The sequence below is a fragment of the Caviibacterium pharyngocola genome, from assembly GCF_002795405.1.
Taxonomy (GTDB): domain Bacteria; phylum Pseudomonadota; class Gammaproteobacteria; order Enterobacterales; family Pasteurellaceae; genus Caviibacterium; species Caviibacterium pharyngocola.
Genome location: NZ_PHGZ01000004.1, coordinates 104,334 through 129,122 on the forward strand (window position 1 = coordinate 104,334; position 24,789 = coordinate 129,122).

Consider the following 24,789-nt stretch of genomic DNA (forward strand, 5'->3'; position numbering starts at 1 on the left):
ATTCATTGAAAATTTTTGGAGCAATGTACGATAAAACGATGCAATGGTCGAAACACCGTTATGCTGCATTTTGGCTGAGTTTCGTCAGTTTTATCGAAGCGATCTTTTTTCCGATTCCGCCTGATGTGATGTTGATTCCGATGTCAATGTCAAAACCGAAAAATGCGATGAAATACGCGTTATATACCGCCGTCGCATCCGTGATCGGCGGAATGATCGGTTATGCATTGGGCTATTATGCCTTTGATTTCGTTCAACATTATATTCAACAATGGGGCTATCAGGCGCATTGGGAAACAGCGGTTTCTTGGTTTGAAAAATGGGGTATTTTGGTGGTTTTCGTCGCCGGATTTTCGCCGATCCCTTATAAAGTGTTCACCATTTGCGCCGGCGTAATGCAAATGGCGTTTTTACCTTTTGTACTGACCGCCTTCGTTTCCCGTGCCGCACGTTTCTTGCTGGTTGCCAAACTTGCGGCCTGGGGCGGTGAGAAATTTGCGGCGAAATTACGCAAATCGATCGAAGTCATCGGCTGGTCGGTGGTGGTGCTTGCCGTCGTCGCCTATTTAATTTTACGATAATCAAGGTTTAAAAATGAATAAATTGCTTTTATTGTTGTCTATGATATTGGCGTTAAGCGCCTGTTCTTCAAATGACGAAATCATTGATGAAAATACCTTAGCGCCCGGTATTATGCAACCGGTCGAAGGAACGGGCGCCGTTGCCGGCAGCGAATGGCTGCCTGAAATCGAAAAACAAAAAATGCCGGAAAATATGAATTAAATATAAGGAACTGATGAAATGAAAAAATCCTTTTTACTTTTACCTATTACTATCGCCGTTTTAGCGGCTTGCTCATCAAACGCACCGGCGCCGGTGGAAAATGCGGATAATTCGCTTACACCGGGTATTATGCAACCGGTTGACGCCAATAACGGCGGCGCCGGTACTTGGGAACCGCAAATTCAACAACAAAGTATGCCGGCGAGTATGACCTCACCGACTGTCGCGCAACCGACTTATCAAGCGCCGCAACCGCAAGTTCAACAACCAGTGGTAAAACCGGTGCAACAAACGGTAGCAACACCGACTGCGACAGCGCCGAAAGCCAAACAACAGGTTTCGCAAAATTTCGAAATTCCGCGTAATCCGCAAACCAATGCGCCGGATTACAGCAAAATCGACAAAGGATTCTACAAAGGCGATACTTATACGGTCAGAAAAGGCGACACAATGTTCCTCATCGCCTATATTTCCGGAATGGACGTCAAAGAATTGGCGCGCCTCAATAATTTGTCCGAACCCTATAATCTGAGCGTCGGTCAAACCTTAAAAGTGTCCAATAACACGCAAAATACCGTTTCAACCGTTGCCGCGACACCCAAACCGGCAGTGACACAACAAGTGGTGAGTAAACCGGTCGAACCGGAAGTGACTTACACACCGGGCCCGAACGGCACGCAATACGGTTCCGACGGCACCATTATCGGGCCGATCAAATCTTCCGTCGGATCCGCCGCCCCTGTTTCGCGCACAATGACCAATACCGCTACAACGGCAACCACAGCGACAGCCGCTACCGCGACAACCGTTGCAACGCAAGTTCAACCGAGCGTGCAAACTCAAACACAATCCGCTTCAACTGCGGCGCCGGTTGCGTCTAACGTTGCGTGGAACTGGCCGACCAACGGCAGTATCATTCAAGGTTTTTCCAGCTCTGACGGCGGCAATAAAGGGATTGATATTAAAGGATCTCGCGGTCAAGCGGTTAATGCCGCCGCCGCAGGACGCGTCGTTTATGCGGGCAATGCACTACGCGGCTATGGTAATTTAATCATCATCAAACACAATGACGATTATTTAAGTGCTTACGCACATAATGAAACTATTTTAGTAAAAGATCAGCAAGACGTGAAATCCGGTCAACAAATTGCCAAAATGGGTAGCTCCGGCACCAATGATGTAAAACTTCACTTTGAAATTCGCTACAAAGGCAAATCCGTTGATCCGACACGTTATTTACCGAGAAGATAATGATGAAAATTGTACATAAAATTGCGCTACTAAGCGCATTATCCTTAACTGCGTGTTCCGCGCAAACCGATAATTCACCTATATTAGTAGGTGGTGAGAAGGATGAATACGGCTGCTTACCGGCAGCGGGTTATAGTTGGTCGAAATTGAAACAAGAATGCGTACAGCCTTTTTCTATCGCCGACATTAAACTCGACGATCCCGCGAATGATACCTTGGCAGTGTATGTAATTCTTTCCGCCGATCGTTCGCAAGCAGAAGTCTTTGCGGCGGATTTTCCCTCTTCCCGATTACTGGATGCAGTGAAAGGCGGCTATCTTTCTCAGGATAAAAAAGTCCGTTTACTGAAAACACCGCAAGGTTGGAAAATTCGTAAATAATCTTTGTTCAAAAAAAGTGCAGTGAAAAATCACCGCACTTTTTTATTCCGAAAGAAATTAACAACAAATTTCTTGTACGACAAATTGCAAGGAATGTCTTGCCCATAATCTGGCTTTGCGCTGTTTTAAGCGTTTTAAACGTAATGCGCGACCTTGCGACAAGCGAAAAAGTTTGTTGCGGTTGGCGGGTTTTAAATGTGTTTTTCGTCTTAATGCCATAATAACCTCTTATTTATTGCTACGGGCTTTCGTTTTTTAGAATTTGTTCGGAAGATTCATTTATCGGCTCAGGTTGTTTCTCCGCCGAATTATCTTGCTCCGTTTGATTTTGCTGAACGCGATAATAATTTACTATACTATTCATATAACGGCGAATGTTTTCTACATATTGGAAAGCTTCATAGCCTCTGGCATAACCGTATTTCAAATTCGTATAGTGTCGTTTTTCCGCCAAAAGCGGTAAATTTTTCTTCACATCGAGCCAATTATCCGGATCGCCGCCCAAGGTTTTGGTTAAACGGCGCGCATCCAACAAATGCCCCAAGCCCATATTATAGGCCGCTAACGCAAACCAAATCCGATCTTCTTGTAAAATACTGTCCGGCATTTGTCCGATAAGCATATGCAAATATTCCGAACCGGCTTTAATGCTTTGTTCCGGATCGCGACGATTGGCGATTTTCATTCGATCCGCTGTGGCTTTCGTCAACATCATAATGCCGCGCACGCCGGTCGGAGAAGTAGCATCGGGATTCCAATGGGATTCTTGATAAGCAATCGCCGCCAATAAACGCCAATCCAAATCACCTTTATATTTTTCGAATAACGGCGCGAATTTCGGCAACTGGGTTTCAATCGCATTCAGATAAGAACGCGTATCCACATAGTCGAATTGATTCAAATGATTAAAATATTTTTCTTCCACGCGAGCAATCAAACCGCTTTCAATGGATTTGTTCATAAAATCCAACAAAGCAGCCTGCAATTCGCTATAAGAATTATTCGGCAAATACCAATGCACGCTTGATTCGTCCGTCACATCGAAAGCGATTGCGATTTGCGGTTTAATTTGCTGCGTGGTCGAAACCTCGATGGAATTGGCAATGGTGTAATCCAGTTTACCTTCCGCCACCTTCAACAATAATTCTTCTTGGGTTTGATTAACGACGCGCCAGCTTAAATTCGGGTATTTTTCTTTAAATCCGTTTAACAGCGCGCTTAATTCGGAGCCCTTGGCAATCACTAACTCCCCTTTCAGTTGGTCTAAAGATTGCGGGCGATTTTCGCCTTTCCGATAAACCAGCTGCCAAGAGGCGGAATAATACGCCGGCCCGATTTGGAAAGCATCCAATTTTTCCGGCTGATACAATAAATTTGCCGCAGCAATGTCGATTTGGTGTTTTTCCAAGGCGGCAAACAGCGCCTCGCTTGATTCCATCGGACGAATCACCAATTCCACATTTAAATAATCGGCGAAAGCTTTGCTTAATTCGTATTCCAAGCCGGATTGCCCTTCAATGCCGATAAAATAAGAAATCGGGTTGTTGACCGTGCCGACAACCAATTTTCCGCGCGTTTGAATCGCCGTGTAACGATTTTCTTCCGATTGCATAATGCGTTGCCACGGAAACACCATATCAATCGCCCAAAGCAATAATGCCACGGCACATAAAATTCGTAGAAATAAACCTTTCAAATGACCTCTGAATCCATATTCTGCCGACGGATTTCCGTCGTTCGGTTAACTCGTTTCGCCAAAGTGCGGTCAAAAATCTCGTTAATTTTCACCGCACTTTATTCTTCCGACGGCCAAGAATGTACGACCGCTTTCACTAAGGTGGCGAGCGGGATAGCAAAAAACACGCCCCAAAATCCCCACAATCCGCCGAAAATCAATACCGCGACGATAATCGTCAACGGATGTAAATTGACTGCTTCCGAAAATAAAAAAGGTACCAATAAATTTCCGTCCAAAAGTTGACTGATGATATAAGCGATCATCAAATACCAAAAAGTCGGTGTTGCGCCGAATTGAAACACCGCAACCAAGGCGACCGGAATGGTGACTAACACCGCGCCGATATAAGGAATCAGCACCGAAAGCCCCACGGCGACCGCCAATAATAGAGGATAATTTAACCCGAAAAAGAGAAAAATTGCATAAGTGACAAGGGCGACAATCAAAATTTCGAACAATTTTCCGCGAATATAATTAGCGATTTGCGATTGCATTTCCACCCAAACTTTATACGCTAAGGTACGATTGCGCGGCAAATATCCGCTAATATAACGCATTAGTTCTTGTTTATCTTTTAATAAAAAGAACACCATTAACGGCACTAAAAACGCGTAAATTCCCAATGTCACCAAACTAAGCAACGACGAAACCGACAATTTCAACGCCGATTCGCCGAAACCTAAAATTTTGGTTTTGATCGTGCTGAAAATGGCGTCCACCATTTGATAATCCACCAATTCCGGATAATCTTCCGGCAAGGAAAGCAACCATTCGTTCAACTTATTGAACATATGCGGCAAATCGCTGAATAAATTCACGGTTTGATTCACCAAAGTCGGGATCAACACAAGGGTCATCACTAGCACCAAACCGGTAAAACTACCCAACACCAAAATCGTCGCCAGCAAACGCGGGCATCTTAATTTATCGTTAAGGATACGAATCGGCCATTCCAACAAATATGCCAACACAATCGCAATTAACAACGGCGCCAGCAAATCGCTGAAAAAATAAATCACCGCGAAACCGAACAGCAAAATCGCCGACAATGCCATTGCCTGCGGATCGCTAAAGCGGCGTTTATACCAATTTTTTAACATTTCAAACATAATGTACCCTTATTACAAGCATTTTTTCCGATTATAAGGTAAAATTTCCAATAATTATATCAGCAAAGGATGTTTTTCTATGACAGTGAAGATCTATCATAATCCGCGTTGCTCGAAAAGCCGCGAAACCCTCGCATTATTAGAAGCAAACAATATTCAAGCGGAAGTCGAGCTATATTTACAACAATCTTATTCGCTCGACGAATTACGCGCGCTTGCGCAAAAATTGCAACTGAGCGATATTCGCCAAATGATGCGTTGCAAAGACGAACTTTATAAAACCCTCGGATTGGATGATCCGGCATTAAACGAAGAACAATTATTACAAGCCATCGCCGATCACTCCGCGTTGTTGGAACGCCCGATTGTCGTCAACGGCGATCGCGCCAAAATCGGTCGTCCGCCGGAAAGTGTTTTAGCAATTCTATAATTTGGTTTATAATAACGCCCGCCTTAACGGGCGTTTATTTTATAATTTATAAATAGAGGATAATATGAAAAAATCAAGCCGAAAAACCTTGCCGAGCGCAGCATTGCCGACGCAAGATCAAGTCGTTTATCGACACAATCGCGGTGTTATCAAAGACAATGCCGTCCACGCCTTATTACACGATCGTCTCTTTCGTCAACGAATCGAGAAAAAACGGAAAGGAAAAGGCAGCTATCAACGCAAAGCGAAACACGCAGGGAAAATTTTCGAAAACCCGATTATCAAATTTTTGATTGCAAAGATTTTATAATCGGGTTTTTATTAAATAATGCAAACAACAGAGGAAATATTATGACTACTCAAACAGAAATCTTATTTAGTAATAATTGGAACGTGCGCATCAGCGATCCGGGCGAAGAAGGCGCCACCAGCCATTTTTTTGAAAAAATTTACATTACCTTGGAAGCACATATTAACGGTCAACAAATTAGCTATGAATTTACCCGTAAAGTAGAAGATCAAGTCAAAATCAACCGCACTTTCACCAATTTACACGAATTATTCAAATTCTTAGGCGACTATCTGGATCCGGTTTCACTTGGCTTTTTAGGTATTAAAATCGGCAACCTCGGCGTAAAAGCCTAAATTCCATACAAAAAGAGCGGTGAAAAATCACCGCTCTTTTGTTTTCACCATTCGATTAACGAACTACTTTTTTGCTTTTTCCGCGAATACCTTGTAGCAAATAACCGATGAGCAAGCCGGCGGCGGCGAAAGGCAGCCATTCCATCGAATAAGATTTAAGCGGCAGCTGTTCGATAAATTCGATTTTTCCGACGCCGATTACTGATAAAATCGCCACCGTGGAAACCAATCCCAAAGACAAACGATGCGCCAATAACGGCAACGGCATAAATAAATTGATCAACAATAATAAAATCACCGTCATTGAGATTGGATATAACACCAACAATACCGGCAATGACGTACTAATTACTTCTTTCAAACCTAAGTTTGCGATAGCAAAACTGATCACGCAAAACAAGATGACATAGGTTTTATAGGAAATACGCGGAAAGATTTCGTTAAAATATTCGCTAACGGAAACCGCCAAACCTACCGCGGTGGTTAAACAGGCAAGCGAGACGATTACGCCTAATAAAGTGCGTCCCAATTCGCCGAAGGTCAGCGCTGCGCTACTATTGAGAATATAAGTGCCCAGATCCTGATTTTTCTCACTCAGCTCAGTTAAGGTTTGCGCATCAATCGGTAAGTTATTCCCTACCCAACCAAGGGAAATATAAATCACTCCCAAAGCAACTGCAGCAACAACACCGGCAGCGATGGTTTGTTTTTGCAATGAAGAATCAACCGCACTTTTCGCTTTGATCGCATTAATCACAATCACCGAATAAGCGAGGGAGGCTAAAGCGTCCATCGTGAAATAGCCGTTAATAATGCCCTTAAAGAAATGGTTTTCACTTTCTGCCGGTGCCGTTACCGCTGTATTACCGCTTAACAAAAAGGAGGCTCGCAGCACAAGGGCGATAATGGTAAGTAACAAAATCGGCGTTAAAATCGCACCTATGCGATCCACCATTTTCGACGGATTTAAACTTAGCCAAAGGGTTACACCGAAATAAATTAAACAAAAAATAAACTTCGACAAAACCCCCGGTTCACCAACGAAAGGAACAATCGCAATTTCATACGCGGTTGCACCGGTACGCGGACCGGCGAAAAACGGTCCAATCGCCAAATAAATCGCGATTAAGAAAATCAAGGAAAAAAGCGGGTGAATTTGTTTTAATGCCTCTTTATAGCCACCGTTATAAAAGGCACTGACAATAATCCCCAACAATGGTAAACCAACACCGGTTAAAACAAAGCCGGTAATCGAAAGCCAAAATGCCGAGCCACTTTCAAAGCCTAATTTAGGCGGAAAAATTAAATTTCCCGCGCCAAAGAAAATGGCAAATAGCATAAAACCAACAACAAAAATATTCTTACTCATTGTTAATCCCGTTTATTTCTTCCAATTTTTTAGTGCGTCGGCAAAAGCATTGCCCATTGCGCCGTTATGCCGTTCGCGCGGCGCCGATTGACGCGTTTTTGCCGACAAAGTGCGGTTATTTTTTTCTTTATTTTCCGTCGGACGTTCATCCAAGCGCATTGTCAAAGCAATACGTTTGCGCGCGACATCCACGTCCAACACTTTGACTTTCACAATATCGCCGGTTTTCACCACTTGGTGCGGATCTTCCACGAATTTATCCGATAAAGAAGAAATATGCACCAAACCGTCCTGATGAACGCCGATATCCACAAAGGCGCCGAAATTGGTCACGTTCGTGATTGTGCCCTCCAGAATCATTCCGGCTTTTAAATCACTAATTTCTTCCACATCGTCGGTAAACACAGCGGTTTTAAATTCACCGCGCGGATCGCGCCCCGGTTTTTCGAGCTCTTTAAAAATATCCAACACCGTCGGCAAACCGAATTGTTCGTCGATAAAACGTTTCGCATCTAATTGGCGCAGCGCACTCGCATTGCCCATTAAATCTTGCACGGATTGTTCGGTCGCTTGCAGAATTTTTTCCACAATCGGATAAGCTTCCGGATGAACGCCTGAAGCATCGAGCGGATTTTTACCCTGCGCGATACGCATAAATCCGGCGCACTGTTCGAACGCTTTCGGCCCTAAGCGCGGCACGTTTTTCAGCTGTTCGCGACTGTCGAAACGCCCGTTTTCATCACGATAGGCAACGATATTTTGCGCCAAAGTTTTACTCATTCCCGCCACGCGCGCTAATAAAGCCACGGACGCCGTATTCAAATCGACCCCCACGGCATTTACGCAATCTTCCACCACGGCATCCAATTTACGCGCCAACTGAGTTTGATTTACATCGTGTTGATATTGCCCGACGCCGATGGCTTTCGGTTCGATTTTCACTAATTCCGCTAATGGATCCTGCAAGCGTCGCGCGATAGACACCGCACCGCGCAACGACACATCTAATTGCGGAAATTCTTGCGCCGCTAATTCGGAAGCGGAATACACCGACGCACCGGCTTCGCTTACCACCACGGTTTGCGGTTTATTGTCCGGAATTTGCTTAATCACTTCTTTGGCGAACCGTTCCGTTTCGCGCGATGCCGTACCGTTGCCGATAGCGATTAATTCCACATTATGTTGCTTAATTAATTGATAAATCGCCAATCCCGCGCGATCTTCCTGTCCGGTATGCGGATAAATCGTCTCCGTCGCCAATAATTTTCCCGTGTTATCCACCACGGCGACTTTTACGCCGGTACGCAAGCCCGGATCCAAACCCATTGTATTTTTCGCTCCCGCCGGCGCCGCCATTAAAAGTGCGGTCAAATTACGCGCAAAAACATTAATAGCTTCGTCTTCCGCTTTTTCGCGCAAGGCGCTCATCAATTCCGTTTCCAAATGCAACGACACTTTGCTCCGCCACGTCCAGCTAATCACTTGCTCGCGCCATTTGTCCGCCGGTTGTTGATTAAAACGCACGCCCAAATGTTCGCGAATAATTTCTTCGCAATAACTTTGTCGCGCACCTTCTTCTTGTTCCGGATCCGCATTTAGCGTCAGTTGTAGAATCCCTTCGTTACGCCCGCGAAACATCGCCAAGGCACGGTGAGAAGGTACATTACGCAATAATTCTTGATGATCAAAATAATCTTGGAATTTAGCACCTTCTTGTTCTTTGCCTTCGCAAACTTTAGAAATTAACACCGCACTTTGTTGTAAATAGCGGCGAACTTTCGCCAATAATTGCGCATCTTCGGCGAAACGTTCCATAAAAATATATCTTGCGCCGTCCAACGCGGATTTTGCGTCGGCGACACCTTTTTCCGCATCGATATAAGCCCGCGCTTCTTGCTCCGGATCACGACTCGGATCGTTCCACAAGGTTTCCGCCAAAGGTTCCAAACCCGCTTCAATCGCGATTTGACCTTTGGTTCGGCGTTTCGGTTTATAAGGCAAATATAAATCTTCCAATTCGGTTTTACTTTGCGTCGCCAATAATTGCGTGCGCAAGTCATCTGTCAATTTGCCTTGTTCTTCAATGGATTTCAAAATAGTTTGGCGGCGATCTTCCAATTCGCGCAAATAAACCAAACGCGTTTCGAAATGGCGCAGTTGGGTATCGTCCAAACCACCGGTGACTTCTTTACGATAACGCGCGATAAACGGAATCGTATTCCCTTCGTCAAGCAAGCGAATCGCCGCCAAAATTTGTTCCGCCCGAACCGATAATTCGGCGGCAATAATTTGAGAAAGTTGTTGATTTAGCATTGTTATAATTATCTTTTATGTTTTGGGGCACGCCGTCTAATAAAATGAGACGACGTATTGCCTTGAACGGGAAAAGTTATCCCTACCCGATTAAATTATCCGCCGGAAACGGCGGGGTTTTTATCATTAAGATGAATTTCGATGAAGTAAAAATTCGATATAGGATACTGTTTTTATACATAACGCTCAAATATTTCTTGGGCAATTCACTAAATTCGCGCGAATTTTGCGAGGTATGTTACAATTTATTCAAAATCCTTACGCAATATTATGTTATGTCTAAATCAAATTATATTACTCGCTCGGGCTGGAACGCCTTGGATCAAGAATTAAAATTTCTCTGGAAAGAAGAACGACCGAAAGTCACCCAAGCGGTGTCCGACGCCGCCGCGCTGGGCGATCGCAGTGAAAATGCGGAATACATTTACGGTAAGCGCCGTTTGCGCGAAATCGACCGCCGTGTGCGTTTTCTGAGTAAGCGCTTAGAAGTGTTGCAAATCGTCGATTACAATCCGAAACAAGAAGGCAAGGTGTTTTTCGGCGCGTGGGTGGAGTTGGAAAACGAAGACGGCGAACAAAAACAATATCGTATCGTTGGTTGCGATGAGTTCGATCCGGCGAAAAATTGGATTTCTATCGACAGCCCCGTCGCCCGCGCCTTAATCGGCAAACAAGTAGATGATGAAGTCAAGGTTTCCGCGCCGTCAGGACGTTTAACCTTATTTATCAATCGTATTTGGTATGAAAAATAACAAAGCGAAACGCCATAAAGAAAAAGTGCGGTCGATTTTTGAAAAATTTCGACCGCACTTTTGTGATTCTATCGAACAAGAAAATAAGTTATTCGATGCATCCCTTATTTCGGCTCGCCGATAGGCAATAGGGTACGACCGAAGCTTTCATTAATAATTTCCGCCGCGGCTAAATAAAACGCCAACAATGCGGTCAATAAACCGAAGTTACCGCCGATATGCGTAATCGTGTGATTTTCCGTAAAATCGCCCGCCGCCAATAAATAGAAAGTAATGGTGAGCGAAAGGAAAATGGCTTGCAACGCGCGCGCTTTCGGCAACGTGCCGATAAACATCATTAACGTGAAAGTTCCCCAAACCGTTAAATACCAGCCGACAAATTGCGCACCGACGCCTTGTGCGAAGAAAATTTTAAACAGCGCGAAAGACCACCAAAATGCACCGTAGCTGGTGAACGCCGTGAATCCGAAGGTATTGCCTTTTTTGAATTCGAACATTCCGGCAATCATTTGCGCCGTGCCGCCGAACGCCAATCCCATCGCTAAAACAAGCCCGACGTTTTCACCGCCGAACGTGCCGTTATTAATTAAGCTGAGCAACCAAGTGGTTAATGCGAATCCGCATAAACCTAACGGGCCCGGATTTGCGTAATTATTTGTGGATGATGACATAAAATTTCCTTAAAAATGTATAAAAAAAGCGCGTTAGTATGACCGAAATCGATCAAGAAAAAAAGTCTTATGGAAAAAATAATTTCGGCGCAAAAGTTTGTTAAGCATAAGTTAAATATTTATAAAATAAGATTTTTTCAATTTTTTGATCCAGATCACACTTTATTCGGTTTAGTCGAAATTAAACGGGAATTTCTTCCTTCAAGTGAGTATAATTTTAGCCAGAAAAATTTTGTCAATTTTATAAACTTTAGGAGAAATCATTATGAGTAACACTGTTGAAAATGCAGTCAGCCCAGCTCAAGCGGAAGTTAATGCGCTTGTTGAAAAAGGTTTGGTAGCGTTAGAAGAATTTCGTCAACTTAACCAAGAACAAGTGAACTACATCGTTGCGAAAGCCTCTGTTGCTGCACTTGATCAACACGGCGTTTTAGCAATGCACGCTTACGAAGAAACCGGTCGCGGCGTGTTTGAAGATAAAGCGACGAAAAACTTATTCGCTTGTGAATATGTTGTAAACAATATGCGCAATTTGAAAACCGTCGGCGTAATCAGTGAAGATGATGTCACCGGTATCACTGAAATCGCAGATCCGGTGGGTGTCGTTTGTGGTATTACACCAACCACCAACCCGACTTCTACCGCAATTTTCAAATCTCTTATCGCATTAAAAACTCGTAACCCAATCGTCTTTGCTTTCCACCCTTCCGCACAACAATCTTCCGCTCACGCGGCTCGCGTGGTTTATGAAGCAGCAGTTGCAGCAGGTGCACCGAAAAACTGTATTCAATGGATCGAACATCCGTCTATGGAAGGTACTGCGGCATTAATGAAACACCCAGGTATCGCAACTATCTTGGCAACCGGCGGTAACGCAATGGTGGAAGCGGCATATTCTTGCGGTAAACCGGCTCTTGGCGTAGGGGCAGGTAACGTTCCGGCTTATGTGGAAAAAACTGCAGATATCAAACAAGCAACCCACGATATCGTGATGTCAAAATCTTTCGATAACGGTATGATCTGTGCGTCCGAACAAGCGGCTATCGTGGATGCGGAAGTATATGACGAATTTGTTGCCGAAATGAAATCTTACGGCGTGTATTTCGTCAACAAAAAAGAAAAAGCAATGCTTGAAGAATTCATCTTCGGCGCGAAAGCCAACAGCGCAAACTGCGCGGGCGCGAAATTAAATCCGAACGTGGTCGGTAAACCGGCAGCGTGGATTGCGGAACAAGCAGGTTTCAGCGTACCGGAAAAAACCAATATTTTAGCGGCGGAATGTAAAGAAGTCGGCGTAAAAGAGCCGTTAACCCGCGAAAAATTATCTCCGGTTTTAGCGATTTTGAAATCCAACTCCACCGAAGAAGGTTTCGAACTTTCCGAAGCAATGGTGAACTTCCACGGTTTAGGTCACTCCGCGGCGATTCACACTAAAGATGCGAACCTTGCGAAACAATACGGCGAACGCGTGAAAGCGATTCGTGTAATTTGGAACTCGCCTTCAACTTTCGGTGGTATCGGTGACGTTTATAACTCTTTCCTTCCTTCCTTGACTTTAGGTTGCGGTTCTTACGGTAAAAACTCCGTAGGTAACAACGTAAGTGCGGTCAATTTATTAAATATTAAACGTGTGGGAAGACGGAGAAATAATATGCAATGGTTTAAAGTGCCTTCAAAAATCTACTTTGAGCGTGACTCAATTCAATATTTACAATCAATGAAAGGTATGGAACGCGTGGTAATCGTTACCGACCGTACTATGGTGGATTTAGGTTTCGTAGAAAAAATCGCGAAACAAATCACTGCACGCGGCAACCACGTCACTTACCAATTATTCGCTGACGTTGAGCCGGATCCAAGTATCGAAACCGTTCGTCGCGGTGTAGATCTTATCCGTAACTACAAACCGGATACCATCATCGCATTAGGCGGCGGTTCATCAATGGACGCTGCGAAAGTAATGTGGTTATTCTACGAACAACCTGAAGTGGATTTCCGTGACTTAGTACAAAAATTTATGGATATTCGTAAACGCGCGTTCAAATTCCCGCAATTAGGTCGTAAAGCACGTTTCGTAGGTATTCCGACAACTTCCGGTACCGGTTCTGAAGTGACTCCGTTTGCAGTTATCACCGAAGGCGATAAAAAATATCCTATCGCGGACTACTCATTAACTCCGACCGTAGCAATCGTTGATCCGGCATTAGTAATGACCGTACCTGCACACGTTGCGGCGGATACCGGTTTAGACGTGTTAACGCACGCTACTGAAGCTTATGTTTCCGTGTTAGCGAATGACTTTACCGACGGTTTAGCGTTACAAGCAATCAAACTTGTGTTTGAAAACTTGGAAAAATCCGTGAAAGAAAAAGACGAACACGCACGCGAAAAAATGCACAATGCGTCCACAATGGCAGGTATGGCATTTGCCAATGCGTTCTTGGGTATGAACCACTCGCTTGCGCACAAAATCGGTGGTCGTTTCCATACTCCGCACGGTCGTACAAATGCGATTTTAATGCCGCACGTTATTCGTTATAACGGTACTCGTCCGCAAAAAACTGCGACTTGGCCGAAATATAACTACTACAAAGCGGATGTGAAATATCAAGAAATCGCGCGTATGTTAGGCTTGCCTTGCGCAACTCCTGAAGAAGGCGTGAAATCTTTCGCACAAGCTTGTTACGACTTAGCAATTAAAGTCGGTATCAAAATGTCCTTCAAAGAACAAGGTATCGACGAACAAACTTGGATGGACGCACGTCGCGATGTCGCATTACTTGCCTTCGAAGACCAATGTTCACCGGCAAACCCACGTTTACCGCTTGTTGAAGATATGGAAACCATCTTAACCAACGTTTACTACGGTTACGATGCAAGTAAATATTAATCGGTAAAACTTGCTGAAATTTAACCGCACTTTAGCGTCTTAATCCGGCGTTAAAGTGCGGTTCTTTTTTGCAGAAAAAAACCGAAACACGCTCGGCATTTCGGTTTAATGATGTTTTTAATGATATTTATTGATGGCAACTTTCGCACGCCGCGCTAAACATCCAGATCAATTTTTCTTGCTCTTTAATGTAATCGCTCATTTGCGAAGCCGTACCTTCGTCATCCGCTTCGCCGGCAATGGCTAAAATGTCTCGTTGTTGTTTCAACAAAGTTTTAAAGCCGCTTAACGTTCCGCTTAAACATTCTTGCGCAGAGGTCGCACCAACGTGTTCTTTAATTAACGATTTGGTTAAATAATCGCTGAATGCGTTGCTCGGCGTATAACCCAAGGTTAAAATTCGTTCGGCGATTTCATCCACTTTAATCACCAAATCATCGTAAATTTCCTCGAATTTCGCGTGTAATTCAAAGAAATTAACGCCTTTAATGTTCCAATGATAACCGCGCACATTCATATAAAACACTTGATATGTTGCCAATAAATTATTTAATTCCACCGCCAATTTTTCTGCGGAACCGCGATTTAAACCGATAGTATTTGTTGTCATTTTCTTTCTCCTTCTGTGTTTTGTTGAGATAAGAATACGTCAAAATAACCTACAAATAAAATGGGTATAAATGATAGATTTGATAGAATAAAACAATTAATAATTAAATTTTAATAGATTTCACTTTCAATCCAATTTCTTAATAACTGTTCGCCAAACTCGGAAATATAGGATTCGGGATGAAATTGCACGCCGTAAATCGGCAAAGTGCGGTGTTGCATTGCCATAATAATGCCCTCATCACAACGCGCGGTAATTTCCAGTTCGGCGGGAAAATCCTGTTCGGCGACCGCCCAAGAATGATAAAGCCCGATTTGAAATTGCGCCGGCAGCTGCGAAAACAGCACGGAATTCGACCGCACTTTAAGCATTCTTGCTTGCCCGTGTCGAACGGAAGGCAAATTATACAATTTCGCCGAAAAAAATTGGCACAACGTTTGATGCCCCAAACACACGCCTAAAATGGATTTTTGCCGGTAATTCTGCGCTAAAAAATCGAATAACTGCGGATAAGCGCTCGGCACATTCGGCCCGGGTGAAATCAATATGTGTGAAAATCCGTCCGCCGTCTCCGCTCGCAGATCTTCCGTATTCACTACACGAAACGGCACCTTTAAGCGTCGAATTAAATCAACCAAATTGTAAGTAAAGGAATCGTGATTATTGATAATCAGTAAATTTGTATTCATTTTTAGGATCAGTTTGAGCTAGAATGAGAAATCGGTTGATTATCTTACTAAATAACCCCTGACAATGCCATTTAATCACTTTATTCAACAAGCCAATTACTACGGAAAAAACCGCACGCCGTTTTTCTTTCTGATTGATTTTGAACGCCAAAAGCCTTTTATTTGCCCGCTCGAACAACTTGAAAACGGGCAAATTCTATTTAATATTCAAGGCAATACGAATTGCCGGTTTAACAATAAAACCTTCACAGCGCCTTCCGTGTCGGCTCGTCGCGCCGTCGCTTTTGCCGATTATGAGAAAGGTTTTAATCTTGTGCGCGAAGAATTGCAAAAGGGCAATTCTTATCTATTGAATTTAACCTATCCGACGGAGATCGAACTAAACGGTGACTTACAAGCAGTTTTTCACTGCACGGAAGCAAAATATAAGCTATTGTTTCATAATGAATTTATTTGTTTTTCGCCGGAAACTTTCGTGCGCATACAACAGAATAAAATTTTCACTTATCCGATGAAAGGCACAATTAATGCGGCGCTTGAAAACGCGGAACAGCAACTTCTCGATTCACAAAAAGAACAACGTGAGCATTACACAATCGTCGATTTAATGCGTAATGATCTGGCGATCGTGGCAAAAAATATTCGCGTGACCCGTTTTCGTTATGTTGAAACAATCCATACGGAAAATGGCGCAATTTTGCAGACAAGTTCGGAAATTTGTGGCGATCTTGAAACAAACTGGCAAGAAGGCATCGGTTCGATCTTAGCCGATTTATTACCGGCGGGTTCCATCAGCGGTGCGCCGAAAGAAAAAACCGTCGAAATCATTCAACGAGCTGAGCAGCAAGCACGCGGCTATTACACCGGCGTATTCGGAATTTTTAATGGCGAAAATTTAGACAGCGCCGTTGCCATTCGCTTTATCGAGCGACAAGGTGACAAACTATTTTTCCGCAGCGGCGGCGGGATCACGGTGCAAAGCGATGTGCACCAAGAATATCAAGAATTAATCGAAAAAGTTTATATACCCGACGGGAAACAGCGATGAATTACCCTTTATTCGAAACATTATGTATTGAGCGCGGTGTTCTGCACAATGCCCCCTTTCATCAAGCGCGTTATGCACAAAGCTTGCGGCGATTTTACGGCAAAAGTGCGGTGATTATTCACGATCTTTCCGAAATTATCAAAAATCATACCGCACTTTTTCAATCTATCGAAACGCCGATTATTCGTTGTCGTATCGACTATAACCGGTCGAATTATCAAATAAATTGTTTTCCCTATGAACGCAAAAATTATCTTAAGTTTCAACCGGTTATCTGCAATGACATTGACTACGGATTAAAATATGCCAATCGCGATATGCTCAACCGCCTGCTTGCACAAAAAGACGATTGCGACGAAATTATGATTATCAAACAAGGAAAAGTGACGGATTGCAGTATCGGCAATTTGGTGTTTCGACAAGGCTCGCAATGGTTCACGCCGGACAGCCCGCTGCTTGCCGGCACGCAACGCGCCAAATTGTTGGCGGAAAAGCGGATAAAAGAGCGGTCGATTTATGCGGAGAATTTAGCCGAATTTGACGAAATCCGTTTGATTAACGCGCTAAATCCTCTGCAAATCTAATCAAAAACGAGTAAAATATTCACACATTTAATCATTATAAGAGGGAATCTGATGACTACCATTATTCATACCAACAAGGCGCCGGCAGCGATCGGGCCTTATGTTCAAGCCGTTGATTTGGGCAATTTAGTTTTCACGTCGGGACAAATTCCGGTCAATCCGGCAACCGGCGACGTGCCGGCAGACATTACTGCACAAGCGCGCCAATCTTTAGAAAATATCAAAGCTATTATCGAACAAGCCGGATTACAGGTTGCCGATATTGTTAAAACAACGGTTTTCGTAAAAGATTTAAACCAATTCGCCGTAGTCAATGCGGAATACGAAAAGTTTTTTAAAGAAAATAATCATCCGAATTTTCCGGCGCGTTCTTGCGTAGAAGTTGCACGCTTGCCGAAAGATGTCGGCATTGAAATCGAAGCCATCGCGGTGCGCAAATAAAACGCAAGATCGACCGGAAGGTTGAAAGCCCGCCGTTTATGGCGGATAATTTAATTGAGGACAACACATAGCCCTCGCGCTTATGAGGTCTATGTGTTGAAACATTTTCGTCTTTTCAGAGGAATACAATGAAACCTTATCTAATTGCGCCGTCTATCCTTTCGGCGGATCTTGCCCGTTTGGGCAAAGACGTCGAAACCGTGCTGAAGTGCGGTGCGGATGTCATTCATTTTGATGTAATGGACAATCATTATGTGCCGAATCTGACTTTCGGTCCCGCCGTTTGCAAAGCTTTACGCGACTATGGCATTCAAGCACCTATTGACGTGCATTTAATGGTCAAACCGGTGGATCGCATTATTCCCGATTTCGCTAAAGCGGGCGCAACTTATATCACTTTTCATCCGGAAGCCAGCGAACATATCGACCGCACTTTACAGCTTATTCGCGATTGCGGTTGCAAGTCCGGCTTAGTGTTTAACCCCGCCACGCCGCTGAGTTATTTAGATTATGTGATGGATAAAGTGGACGTGATTTTATTGATGTCCGTCAACCCCGGTTTCGGCGGGCAATCCTTTATTCCGGCGACATTAGAGAAATTAAAACAAGCTCGCAAAATCATTGATGACAGCGGGTTGGATATTCGTTTGGAAGTGGACGGCGGCGTAAAAACCAATAATATCGCGAAAATTGCCGCTGCCGGTGCGGATATGTTTGTCGCCGGTTCGGCGATTTTCGATCAGCCGGATTATCAAAAAGTCATCGCGGAAATGCGTAACGAATTAGCGAAAGTACAAAAATAAGGAAATCAGATGTCACAATTTAAATTAATCGGTTTCGATTTGGACGGCACATTAGTCAATAGCTTGCCGGATCTCGCCTTATCGGTCAATTCCGCGCTAAAAGACGTGGGCTTACCGCAAGCGCCGGAAGAATTGGTATTAACTTGGATTGGTAACGGCGCGGATATTTTAAGCCAACGCGCAGCGGATTGGGCGACGGCGGAAAGCGGTCGAACCCTAACGGAAGAAGAATTTAAACATTTCAAACATCAATTCGGCATTTATTACGGCGAAAATCTTTGTAATATCAGTCGATTATATCCGAACGTTAAAGAAACCTTAGAACAATTAAAAGCCCGAGGCTATATTCTGGCAGTCGTCACCAATAAACCGACCAAACACGTTCAACCGGTTTTGGCAGCATTCGGTATCGATCATTTATTCAGCGAAATGCTCGGCGGACAATCGTTACCGCAAATCAAACCGCACCCTGCACCGCTTTACTATTTATGCGGTAAATTCGGTTTATGCCCAAGACAAGTTCTGTTTGTGGGCGATTCCAAAAACGATATTTTAGCCGCACATAATGCCGGTTGCGCCGCGGTGGGCTTAACTTACGGCTATAACTATAATATTCCGATCGCAGAGGCCAACCCTGACTGGGTATTCGACGATTTCGCACAAATTTTACACATTGTTTAACGTTTTAATAAGGAAAAGAAAATGAGCAAACCCATTGTATTCAGCGGTGTTCAGCCTTCCGGCGAACTGACTATCGGCAACTATTTAGGCGCGTTACGTCAGTGGGTGAAAATGCAAGATGATTATGAATGTCTCTTTTGTATCGTCGATCAACACGCTATTACCGTTCGCCAAGATCCGGAAAAATTGCACAAAGCGACGTTAGACGTATTGGCGCTATATTTAGCCTGCGGCATCGATCCGGAAAAAAGCACGATCTTTATTCAATCGCACGTTCCGGAACACGCACAGTTGGCGTGGGTATTAAACTGCTACACCTATTTCGGCGAAATGGGACGAATGACCCAATTCAAAGACAAATCCGCTCGCCACGCGGAAAATGTGAACGTCGGCTTATTTACTTATCCGGTGTTAATGGCGGCCGACATTTTACTTTATCAAGCCAATCAAGTGCCGGTCGGCGAAGACCAAAAACAACATTTGGAAATCACACGCGACATCGCACAACGATTCAATGCCATTTACGGATCGCTGTTCACCATTCCGGAAGTCTTTATTCCGAAAGCCGGCGCGCGCGTAATGTCCCTATTGGAGCCGGAGAAAAAAATGTCGAAATCCGATGAAAATCGTAACAACGTCATCGGTTTATTAGAAGATCCGAAAGCGGTTGCGAAAAAAATCAAACGCGCCGTCACCGATTCCGACGAGCCGCCGGTCATTCGTTACGATGTACAAAACAAAGCCGGCGTATCGAATCTATTAGACATTCTTGCCGGCGTCACAGGCAAATCCGTCGCCGAATTGGAAGCGGAATTCGAAGGAAAAATGTACGGTCATTTGAAAGGTGCGGTTGCCGATGAAGTTTCCGCAATGCTCACCGCCTTGCAAGAACGTTATTATCGTTTCCGTCAAGACGAAGCCTTATTACAACGCATCGCGCAAGAAGGCGCACAAAAAGCGCAACAACGCGCCAAAGCTACATTAGATGCCGTATATAAAGCGGTGGGATTTGTCGCACGTTAAAAAATCTCCCAAAAACAACCGCACTTTTAACACGAACAAACGGGTGAAAAGTGCGGTTTCTTTTTTGCGATTTTCCAAATGTCTCCGCCTCTCCGCCAAAAGAGACACGGAACTAATTCCGTCGAAAAGGTTCTAATAATCCATAGAATTCGATTTTTTATGTAAGGAACACCTAATGAAACTACTAAAAATTCTGCTCGTCAGCTTATTCGCGTTGCCTAGCGCTTGGGCGAATATTAATACGAATATCAAATACAGCTCAAATTATTTAATGCCCGCTTACGTCCAATTTAAAGCGGACGGTCAGCAATACAACGTCAACGCGCAAATCAATATCCCGCTGTACAACATCAAATTCAAGTCCGGCGGAACACAAGGAACCAAACAGTTCAATATGCAAACTTATCAAGACACCCGCAATGATAAAGTGTATGCAAAAGCCAACATTAAAGGCAGCGCAATCGAATACGGCAAAGTAAAAAGCGGCTTAAAAACCGAACCGATGACAATGCCAACATTCGATTTATTTACCGTCGCGTTTCAACTCAGCTATTTTGATAAACTGCCGCAAAATTTCCAAATCACCAACGGCAAAAAACTTTACCCGATGACCAATGTTTTCGTGAAAAAAAGCGAAAGAACGCTCAAAGACAATAATCGCAATGTCACGGAAATCACCTACCAATTCCAAACCGGCGAAAAAGCCTTCGTAGTGAAAAAATACCTCGGCGAACAATTCCCCCGCTTTATATCCTACGATAAAGACGGCGATCATTATGAATTGACGTTTAGTGAGTTTGTGAAGTGAAAAAATCAGGCAGGAAAGTGCGGTAAAATTTAAAAGTGTTTTTATAAAAAGCGGACGGTTGTCCGCTTTTTTAGTTTATTCAATTAACCACTTATCTACGAGTTCTTGTGTTGTTTCTTTGTGTACCCACATACTGTCAAACTCCGGTGGTGGGAATTTGCTGTGGTTGTAACCGACGAATTCGCGGAAGTCGAATACGGCGTGCGGGTAGCCGTTAATTAGGAGGAAGGCTTTGTAGCCGTCTTCAGACCACGCGATTTGTAATTGGCGCGGTTCTTTTAGAGTGTTTTCCTGAATATCGCTTTTGTTGTAAACAAATAGACTGTCAACTACCGGTTGGGCGCTTTGGTGGAGATCCATTGCGTAGAAATAGCCGGTTTCGCCGTCGTCTTCAAAAATGACGACGAGGTGTTCGTGTTGGGTTGAATGCGCGCCGCTGCGATAAGGTTGACCGATGAGTAGTTGATCGGTTAATACGGAATATAACATTGTTTCCTCTTGCTTATTATTCAGTTTTCTTCGGTATGTAAATTTCTTCGTTATTTTAGCATTATCGATTAAGATTTTTGTTGTTTCTTTATATCGGAAGAAAAAAAGCCGCTCGAAAGAGCGGCTAGTATTTTAGATTTTTTGCGAATAATTAGGCTTGACCTTTAACCGCTTTTAATCCTAAGAACGGTGCTTTTTCACCTAGTGCTTCTTCGATACGGATTAATTGGTTGTATTTCGCAATACGGTCAGAACGGCTCATAGAACCGGTTTTGATTTGACCTGCTGCTGTACCGACCGCTAAATCCGCGATAGTTGCATCTTCGGTTTCACCTGAACGGTGAGAGATTACTGCGGTATAACCGGCAGCTTTCGCCATACGAATCGCAGCCAATGTTTCAGTTAATGAACCGATTTGGTTGAATTTGATTAAGATTGAGTTTGCGATACCTTTTTCGATACCTTCTTTCAAGATTTTGGTGTTAGTTACGAATAGGTCGTCACCGACTAATTGAACACGATCACCTAATACTTTAGTTTGGTATGCAAAACCTTCCCAGTCTGACTCATCTTGACCGTCTTCGATAGAAACGATTGGGTATTCTTTTGTCAAACCTTCTAGGTAGTGAGTAAATTCTTGAGAAGTGAATGATTTACCTTCACCTTTCATTTCATATAAGCCGTTTTCTTTGTTGTAGAACTCGGAAGATGCGCAGTCCATTGCCAAAGTAACGTCTTTACCTAATACATAACCCGCTTTTTCAACCGCTTCTTTGATACAAGCTAATGCAGCTGCGTTAGATTCTAGGTTAGGTGCAAAACCACCTTCATCACCAACCGCTGTGCTTAAACCTTTAGATTTTAATACTTTCGCTAAGTTATGGAACACTTCCGCACCGATGCGTAATGCTTCGCGTAAAGTTTTTGCGCCGACCGGTTGAATCATAAATTCTTGGATGTCAACGTTGTTGTCTGCGTGTTCACCACCGTTGATGATGTTCATCATCGGTAACGGCATAGAGTAAAGACCGGAAGTACCGTTAAGATCAGAGATCCATTCGTAAAGCGGTTTGCCTTGTGCTGCAGCGGCTGCTTTCGCATTTGCTAAAGATACCGCTAAGATTGCGTTCGCACCGAAGTTGGATTTGTTTTCGGTACCGTCTAAATCGATCATAATTTGGTCGATTTCTTCTTGTTTAGTCGCATCTTTACCTAAAATAGCGTCAGCGATAGGACCATTAACTGCGGCAACCGCTTTCAATACGCCTTTACCTAAGAAACGTGCTTTGTCGCCGTCGCGTAATTCCAACGCTTCGCGAGAACCGGTTGAAGCACCTGACGGAGCGGCTGCAAGACCTACAAAGCCGCCTTCAAGATGAACTTCCGCTTCAACAGTCGGATTACCGCGTGAGTCAATGATTTCACGACCGATTACTTTAACGATTTTTGCCATTTTTGTTTTCCTCTTTAAGTTAATTCAAACGAATTCTTTTAAACGGACAATATACTAAAGCGTTTTTTGCCGTTTGTCTTGCTAAAAATCACGCTTATTTGATCAAAACACAAGTTTTAGCTTATTTTTTCTGATTTTCTTTCGCCGCTTTGACAAAGCCTGCAAATAACGGATGTCCGTCACGCGGCGTCGAGGTAAATTCCGGGTGGAATTGACAAGCGACAAACCAAGGATGATTCGGCACTTCGATAATTTCCACCAATTTTTTATCCGCAGATAAACCGGTAACTTTTAAGCCGGCTTTTTCGATTTGCGGTAACAAGACGTTATTCACTTCATATCGGTGACGATGACGTTCTTCAATGGTTTCCGCGCCGTAAAGTTGACGTGCAAGGCTGCCTTCCGCCAAATGACATTGTTGCGCACCAAGACGCATTGTTCCGCCGAGATCGGATTTATCGGTACGCGTTTCGATATTTCCGTCCGCATCTTGCCATTCGGTGATCAAGCCGATAACCGGTTGTGGGCAATCTTTATCAAATTCGGAGGAATTGGCTTTTTCCATACCGGCGACGTGACGCGCATATTCGATCAACGCCACTTGCATCCCTAAGCAAATGCCCAAATACGGAATGTTGTTTTCGCGCGCATATTGCGCGGTTAAAATTTTGCCTTCAACACCGCGATAACCGAATCCGCCCGGCACTAAAATGCCGTCCAAGCCTTTAAGAATATCCGTGCCTTTATTTTCCACATCTTGCGAATCGATATATTTAATGTGCACCGTTAAACGATTTTTTAATCCACCGTGCTTTAAGGCTTCATTCACGGATTTATACGCATCCGGCAATTCGGTGTATTTTCCGACCATACCGATAGTCACTTCGCCGGTCGGGTTGGCTTCTTGGTAAAGCACTTGTTCCCATTCGGACAAATCCGCTTCTTTACAATCTAAATGGAAGCGGTGACAAATAAATTCGTCCAAGCCTTGTGATTTTAATAACGCCGGAATTTGATAAATGGAATTCACATCTTTCAAAGAAATGACCGCTCTTTCCGGTACGTTACAGAACAAGGCGATTTTCGCACGTTCGTTCGGCGGAATCATACGATCGGAACGGCAAACCAAGACATCCGGTTGAATACCGATTGACAATAATTCTTTCACGGAATGTTGAGTCGGTTTGGTTTTCACTTCGCCCGCCGTCGGAATATACGGCACTAAGGTTAAATGCATAAAAATCGTGCGTTCACGACCCACTTGCACCGCTAATTGACGCAAGGCTTCAAGGAAAGGTAAGGACTCGATATCGCCGACCGTTCCGCCGACTTCAACAATCGCTACGTCGTGCCCCGCCGCGCCGTCAATCACGCGCGCTTTAATTTCGTTAGTGATATGCGGGATCACTTGAATGGTCGCGCCCAAGTAATCACCGCGACGTTCTTTACGCAATACTTCGGAATAAATTTTACCTGTCGTGAAGTTATTACGTTTTGTCATTTTAGTGCGGATAAAGCGCTCATAATGCCCTAAATCCAAATCCGTTTCCGCACCGTCTTGAGTAACAAAGACCTCACCGTGTTGAGTCGGACTCATTGTGCCCGGATCGACGTTAATATAAGGATCCAGCTTCATCATCGTCACATTGAGACCGCGCGCTTCTAAAATTGCCGCTAAAGACGCCGCAGCAATACCTTTACCAAGGGAAGAAACCACACCGCCCGTTACAAAAATATAATTGGTAGCCATACTAAACCTAACTTGTTGGGATAAAAGAAATGATAATAAAACAATAAGACGGGATGATAGTTTACAGTAAAGGGGGGGC

Annotated in this window: 26 protein-coding genes and 1 pseudogene; 16 read left to right on the plus strand and 11 right to left on the minus strand. The window is 43.9% G+C overall.

Going from position 1 to position 24,789, the window contains the following annotated elements; all coding sequences use genetic code 11:
* Nucleotides 1-5 precede the first annotated feature (5 nt).
* The 4 genes from CVP04_RS01905 to CVP04_RS01920 are packed head-to-tail and all read left to right on the plus strand — an operon-like array spanning nucleotide 6 to nucleotide 2,414.
* Complete coding sequence (locus tag CVP04_RS01905) at nucleotides 6-581, plus strand: YqaA family protein (protein WP_100295833.1); 576 nt, start codon at nucleotides 6-8, stop codon at nucleotides 579-581.
* 13 nt (nucleotides 582-594) lie between these two features.
* A complete protein-coding gene (locus CVP04_RS01910) occupies nucleotides 595-783 on the plus strand; it encodes a hypothetical protein (RefSeq protein WP_100295834.1) in 189 nt (62 codons plus the stop codon).
* A gap of 18 nt (nucleotides 784-801) precedes the next feature.
* On the plus strand, nucleotides 802-2,034 hold the full coding sequence (gene nlpD, locus CVP04_RS01915) for a murein hydrolase activator NlpD (protein ID WP_100295835.1): 1,233 nt from the start codon (nucleotides 802-804) through the stop codon (nucleotides 2,032-2,034).
* Entirely contained in the window at nucleotides 2,034-2,414 is a 381-nt protein-coding gene (locus tag CVP04_RS01920; protein WP_100295836.1) for a hypothetical protein, read from the plus strand. Before nlpD ends, CVP04_RS01920 begins: the two co-directional genes overlap by 1 nt.
* 57 nt (nucleotides 2,415-2,471) lie before the next feature.
* Here CVP04_RS01920 and CVP04_RS12220 read toward each other — a convergent pair whose 3' ends face one another.
* The 3 genes from CVP04_RS12220 to CVP04_RS01930 all read right to left on the minus strand — a co-directional run bounded on the left by CVP04_RS12220 (nucleotide 2,472) and on the right by CVP04_RS01930 (nucleotide 5,261).
* Nucleotides 2,472-2,633: a hypothetical protein gene (locus tag CVP04_RS12220; RefSeq protein WP_165772763.1), complete on the minus strand. Its 162-nt coding sequence runs from the start codon at nucleotides 2,631-2,633 to the stop codon at nucleotides 2,472-2,474.
* Nucleotides 2,634-2,652: 19 nt separating this feature from the next.
* The gene (gene mltF, locus CVP04_RS01925) at nucleotides 2,653-4,110 is read right to left on the minus strand and encodes a membrane-bound lytic murein transglycosylase MltF (protein ID WP_100295837.1); all 1,458 of its coding nucleotides are present in this window, start codon (nucleotides 4,108-4,110) and stop codon (nucleotides 2,653-2,655) included.
* Nucleotides 4,111-4,208: 98 nt separating this feature from the next.
* Nucleotides 4,209-5,261 carry an AI-2E family transporter gene (locus tag CVP04_RS01930; protein WP_100295838.1) on the minus strand — a complete coding sequence of 351 codons (1,053 nt, stop codon included), beginning with the start codon at nucleotides 5,259-5,261 and terminating at the stop codon, nucleotides 4,209-4,211.
* A 79-nt stretch (nucleotides 5,262-5,340) separates the two neighbouring features.
* Between CVP04_RS01930 and arsC the strand changes: the two genes are divergently transcribed.
* The 3 genes and pseudogenes from arsC to CVP04_RS01945 all read left to right on the plus strand — a co-directional run bounded on the left by arsC (nucleotide 5,341) and on the right by CVP04_RS01945 (nucleotide 6,336).
* Nucleotides 5,341-5,691, plus strand: coding sequence for an arsenate reductase (glutaredoxin) (gene arsC, locus CVP04_RS01935; RefSeq protein WP_100295839.1), 351 nt, complete (start codon nucleotides 5,341-5,343; stop codon nucleotides 5,689-5,691).
* A gap of 64 nt (nucleotides 5,692-5,755) precedes the next feature.
* A pseudogene (locus CVP04_RS01940) lies at nucleotides 5,756-6,018 on the plus strand (alternative ribosome-rescue factor A); the annotation flags it as partial.
* Nucleotides 6,019-6,042: 24 nt separating this feature from the next.
* A complete protein-coding gene (locus CVP04_RS01945; RefSeq protein WP_100295841.1) occupies nucleotides 6,043-6,336 on the plus strand; it encodes a DUF5377 family protein in 294 nt (97 codons plus the stop codon).
* A 55-nt stretch (nucleotides 6,337-6,391) separates the two neighbouring features.
* On the opposite strand, the gene brnQ is transcribed toward CVP04_RS01945, so the two are convergent.
* Both brnQ and CVP04_RS01955 read right to left on the minus strand, forming a co-directional pair.
* Nucleotides 6,392-7,705, minus strand: coding sequence for a branched-chain amino acid transport system II carrier protein (gene brnQ, locus CVP04_RS01950; RefSeq protein WP_100295842.1), 1,314 nt, complete (start codon nucleotides 7,703-7,705; stop codon nucleotides 6,392-6,394).
* 12 nt (nucleotides 7,706-7,717) lie between these two features.
* Nucleotides 7,718-10,018, minus strand: a complete 2,301-nt coding sequence (locus CVP04_RS01955; RefSeq protein WP_100295843.1) for a Tex family protein — start codon at nucleotides 10,016-10,018, stop codon at nucleotides 7,718-7,720.
* A 275-nt stretch (nucleotides 10,019-10,293) separates the two neighbouring features.
* Here CVP04_RS01955 and greB point away from each other — a divergent pair, with 275 nt between their 5' ends.
* The gene (gene greB / locus CVP04_RS01960) at nucleotides 10,294-10,770 is read left to right on the plus strand and encodes a transcription elongation factor GreB (protein WP_100295924.1); all 477 of its coding nucleotides are present in this window, start codon (nucleotides 10,294-10,296) and stop codon (nucleotides 10,768-10,770) included.
* Nucleotides 10,771-10,874: 104 nt separating this feature from the next.
* Here the strand turns inward: greB and CVP04_RS01965 are convergent, their stop codons facing one another.
* Nucleotides 10,875-11,441 carry an acetate uptake transporter gene (locus tag CVP04_RS01965; RefSeq protein ID WP_100295844.1) on the minus strand — a complete coding sequence of 189 codons (567 nt, stop codon included), beginning with the start codon at nucleotides 11,439-11,441 and terminating at the stop codon, nucleotides 10,875-10,877.
* 265 nt (nucleotides 11,442-11,706) lie between these two features.
* On the opposite strand from CVP04_RS01965, the gene adhE reads away from it, so the two are divergent.
* A complete protein-coding gene (gene adhE, locus CVP04_RS01975; protein WP_100295846.1) occupies nucleotides 11,707-14,331 on the plus strand; it encodes a bifunctional acetaldehyde-CoA/alcohol dehydrogenase in 2,625 nt (874 codons plus the stop codon).
* A gap of 127 nt (nucleotides 14,332-14,458) precedes the next feature.
* Here adhE and CVP04_RS01980 read toward each other — a convergent pair whose 3' ends face one another.
* Both CVP04_RS01980 and CVP04_RS01985 read right to left on the minus strand, forming a co-directional pair.
* Nucleotides 14,459-14,941: a Dps family protein gene (locus CVP04_RS01980; protein WP_100295847.1), complete on the minus strand. Its 483-nt coding sequence runs from the start codon at nucleotides 14,939-14,941 to the stop codon at nucleotides 14,459-14,461.
* 110 nt (nucleotides 14,942-15,051) lie between these two features.
* The gene (locus CVP04_RS01985; RefSeq protein ID WP_100295848.1) at nucleotides 15,052-15,630 is read right to left on the minus strand and encodes an anthranilate synthase component II; all 579 of its coding nucleotides are present in this window, start codon (nucleotides 15,628-15,630) and stop codon (nucleotides 15,052-15,054) included.
* A gap of 64 nt (nucleotides 15,631-15,694) precedes the next feature.
* Here CVP04_RS01985 and CVP04_RS01990 point away from each other — a divergent pair, with 64 nt between their 5' ends.
* The 7 genes from CVP04_RS01990 to CVP04_RS02020 all read left to right on the plus strand — a co-directional run bounded on the left by CVP04_RS01990 (nucleotide 15,695) and on the right by CVP04_RS02020 (nucleotide 21,018).
* Complete coding sequence (locus CVP04_RS01990; protein ID WP_100295849.1) at nucleotides 15,695-16,678, plus strand: aminodeoxychorismate synthase component I; 984 nt, start codon at nucleotides 15,695-15,697, stop codon at nucleotides 16,676-16,678.
* Nucleotides 16,675-17,262 carry an aminotransferase class IV family protein gene (locus CVP04_RS01995; protein WP_100295850.1) on the plus strand — a complete coding sequence of 196 codons (588 nt, stop codon included), beginning with the start codon at nucleotides 16,675-16,677 and terminating at the stop codon, nucleotides 17,260-17,262. Before CVP04_RS01990 ends, CVP04_RS01995 begins: the two co-directional genes overlap by 4 nt.
* A 51-nt stretch (nucleotides 17,263-17,313) precedes the next feature.
* The gene (locus tag CVP04_RS02000) at nucleotides 17,314-17,703 is read left to right on the plus strand and encodes a RidA family protein (RefSeq protein ID WP_100295851.1); all 390 of its coding nucleotides are present in this window, start codon (nucleotides 17,314-17,316) and stop codon (nucleotides 17,701-17,703) included.
* A gap of 128 nt (nucleotides 17,704-17,831) precedes the next feature.
* Nucleotides 17,832-18,506 carry a ribulose-phosphate 3-epimerase gene (rpe, locus tag CVP04_RS02005; protein ID WP_100295852.1) on the plus strand — a complete coding sequence of 225 codons (675 nt, stop codon included), beginning with the start codon at nucleotides 17,832-17,834 and terminating at the stop codon, nucleotides 18,504-18,506.
* Between the two features lie 9 nt (nucleotides 18,507-18,515).
* Nucleotides 18,516-19,187 (plus strand): phosphoglycolate phosphatase, encoded by a 672-nt coding sequence (locus CVP04_RS02010; protein ID WP_100295853.1) that lies wholly within the window; start codon nucleotides 18,516-18,518, stop codon nucleotides 19,185-19,187.
* Nucleotides 19,188-19,208: 21 nt separating this feature from the next.
* Nucleotides 19,209-20,210 carry a tryptophan--tRNA ligase gene (gene trpS, locus CVP04_RS02015; RefSeq protein WP_100295854.1) on the plus strand — a complete coding sequence of 334 codons (1,002 nt, stop codon included), beginning with the start codon at nucleotides 19,209-19,211 and terminating at the stop codon, nucleotides 20,208-20,210.
* Between the two features lie 175 nt (nucleotides 20,211-20,385).
* On the plus strand, nucleotides 20,386-21,018 hold the full coding sequence (locus CVP04_RS02020; RefSeq protein WP_100295855.1) for a hypothetical protein: 633 nt from the start codon (nucleotides 20,386-20,388) through the stop codon (nucleotides 21,016-21,018).
* Nucleotides 21,019-21,093: 75 nt separating this feature from the next.
* On the opposite strand, the gene CVP04_RS02025 is transcribed toward CVP04_RS02020, so the two are convergent.
* From CVP04_RS02025 to pyrG, 3 genes are all read right to left on the minus strand, one after another.
* The gene (locus CVP04_RS02025; RefSeq protein WP_100295856.1) at nucleotides 21,094-21,507 is read right to left on the minus strand and encodes a DUF2251 domain-containing protein; all 414 of its coding nucleotides are present in this window, start codon (nucleotides 21,505-21,507) and stop codon (nucleotides 21,094-21,096) included.
* A 151-nt stretch (nucleotides 21,508-21,658) separates the two neighbouring features.
* Nucleotides 21,659-22,960, minus strand: a complete 1,302-nt coding sequence (gene eno, locus CVP04_RS02030; protein ID WP_100295857.1) for a phosphopyruvate hydratase — start codon at nucleotides 22,958-22,960, stop codon at nucleotides 21,659-21,661.
* Nucleotides 22,961-23,081: 121 nt separating this feature from the next.
* Complete coding sequence (gene pyrG / locus CVP04_RS02035) at nucleotides 23,082-24,710, minus strand: glutamine hydrolyzing CTP synthase (protein ID WP_100295858.1); 1,629 nt, start codon at nucleotides 24,708-24,710, stop codon at nucleotides 23,082-23,084.
* Nucleotides 24,711-24,789 lie beyond the last annotated feature (79 nt).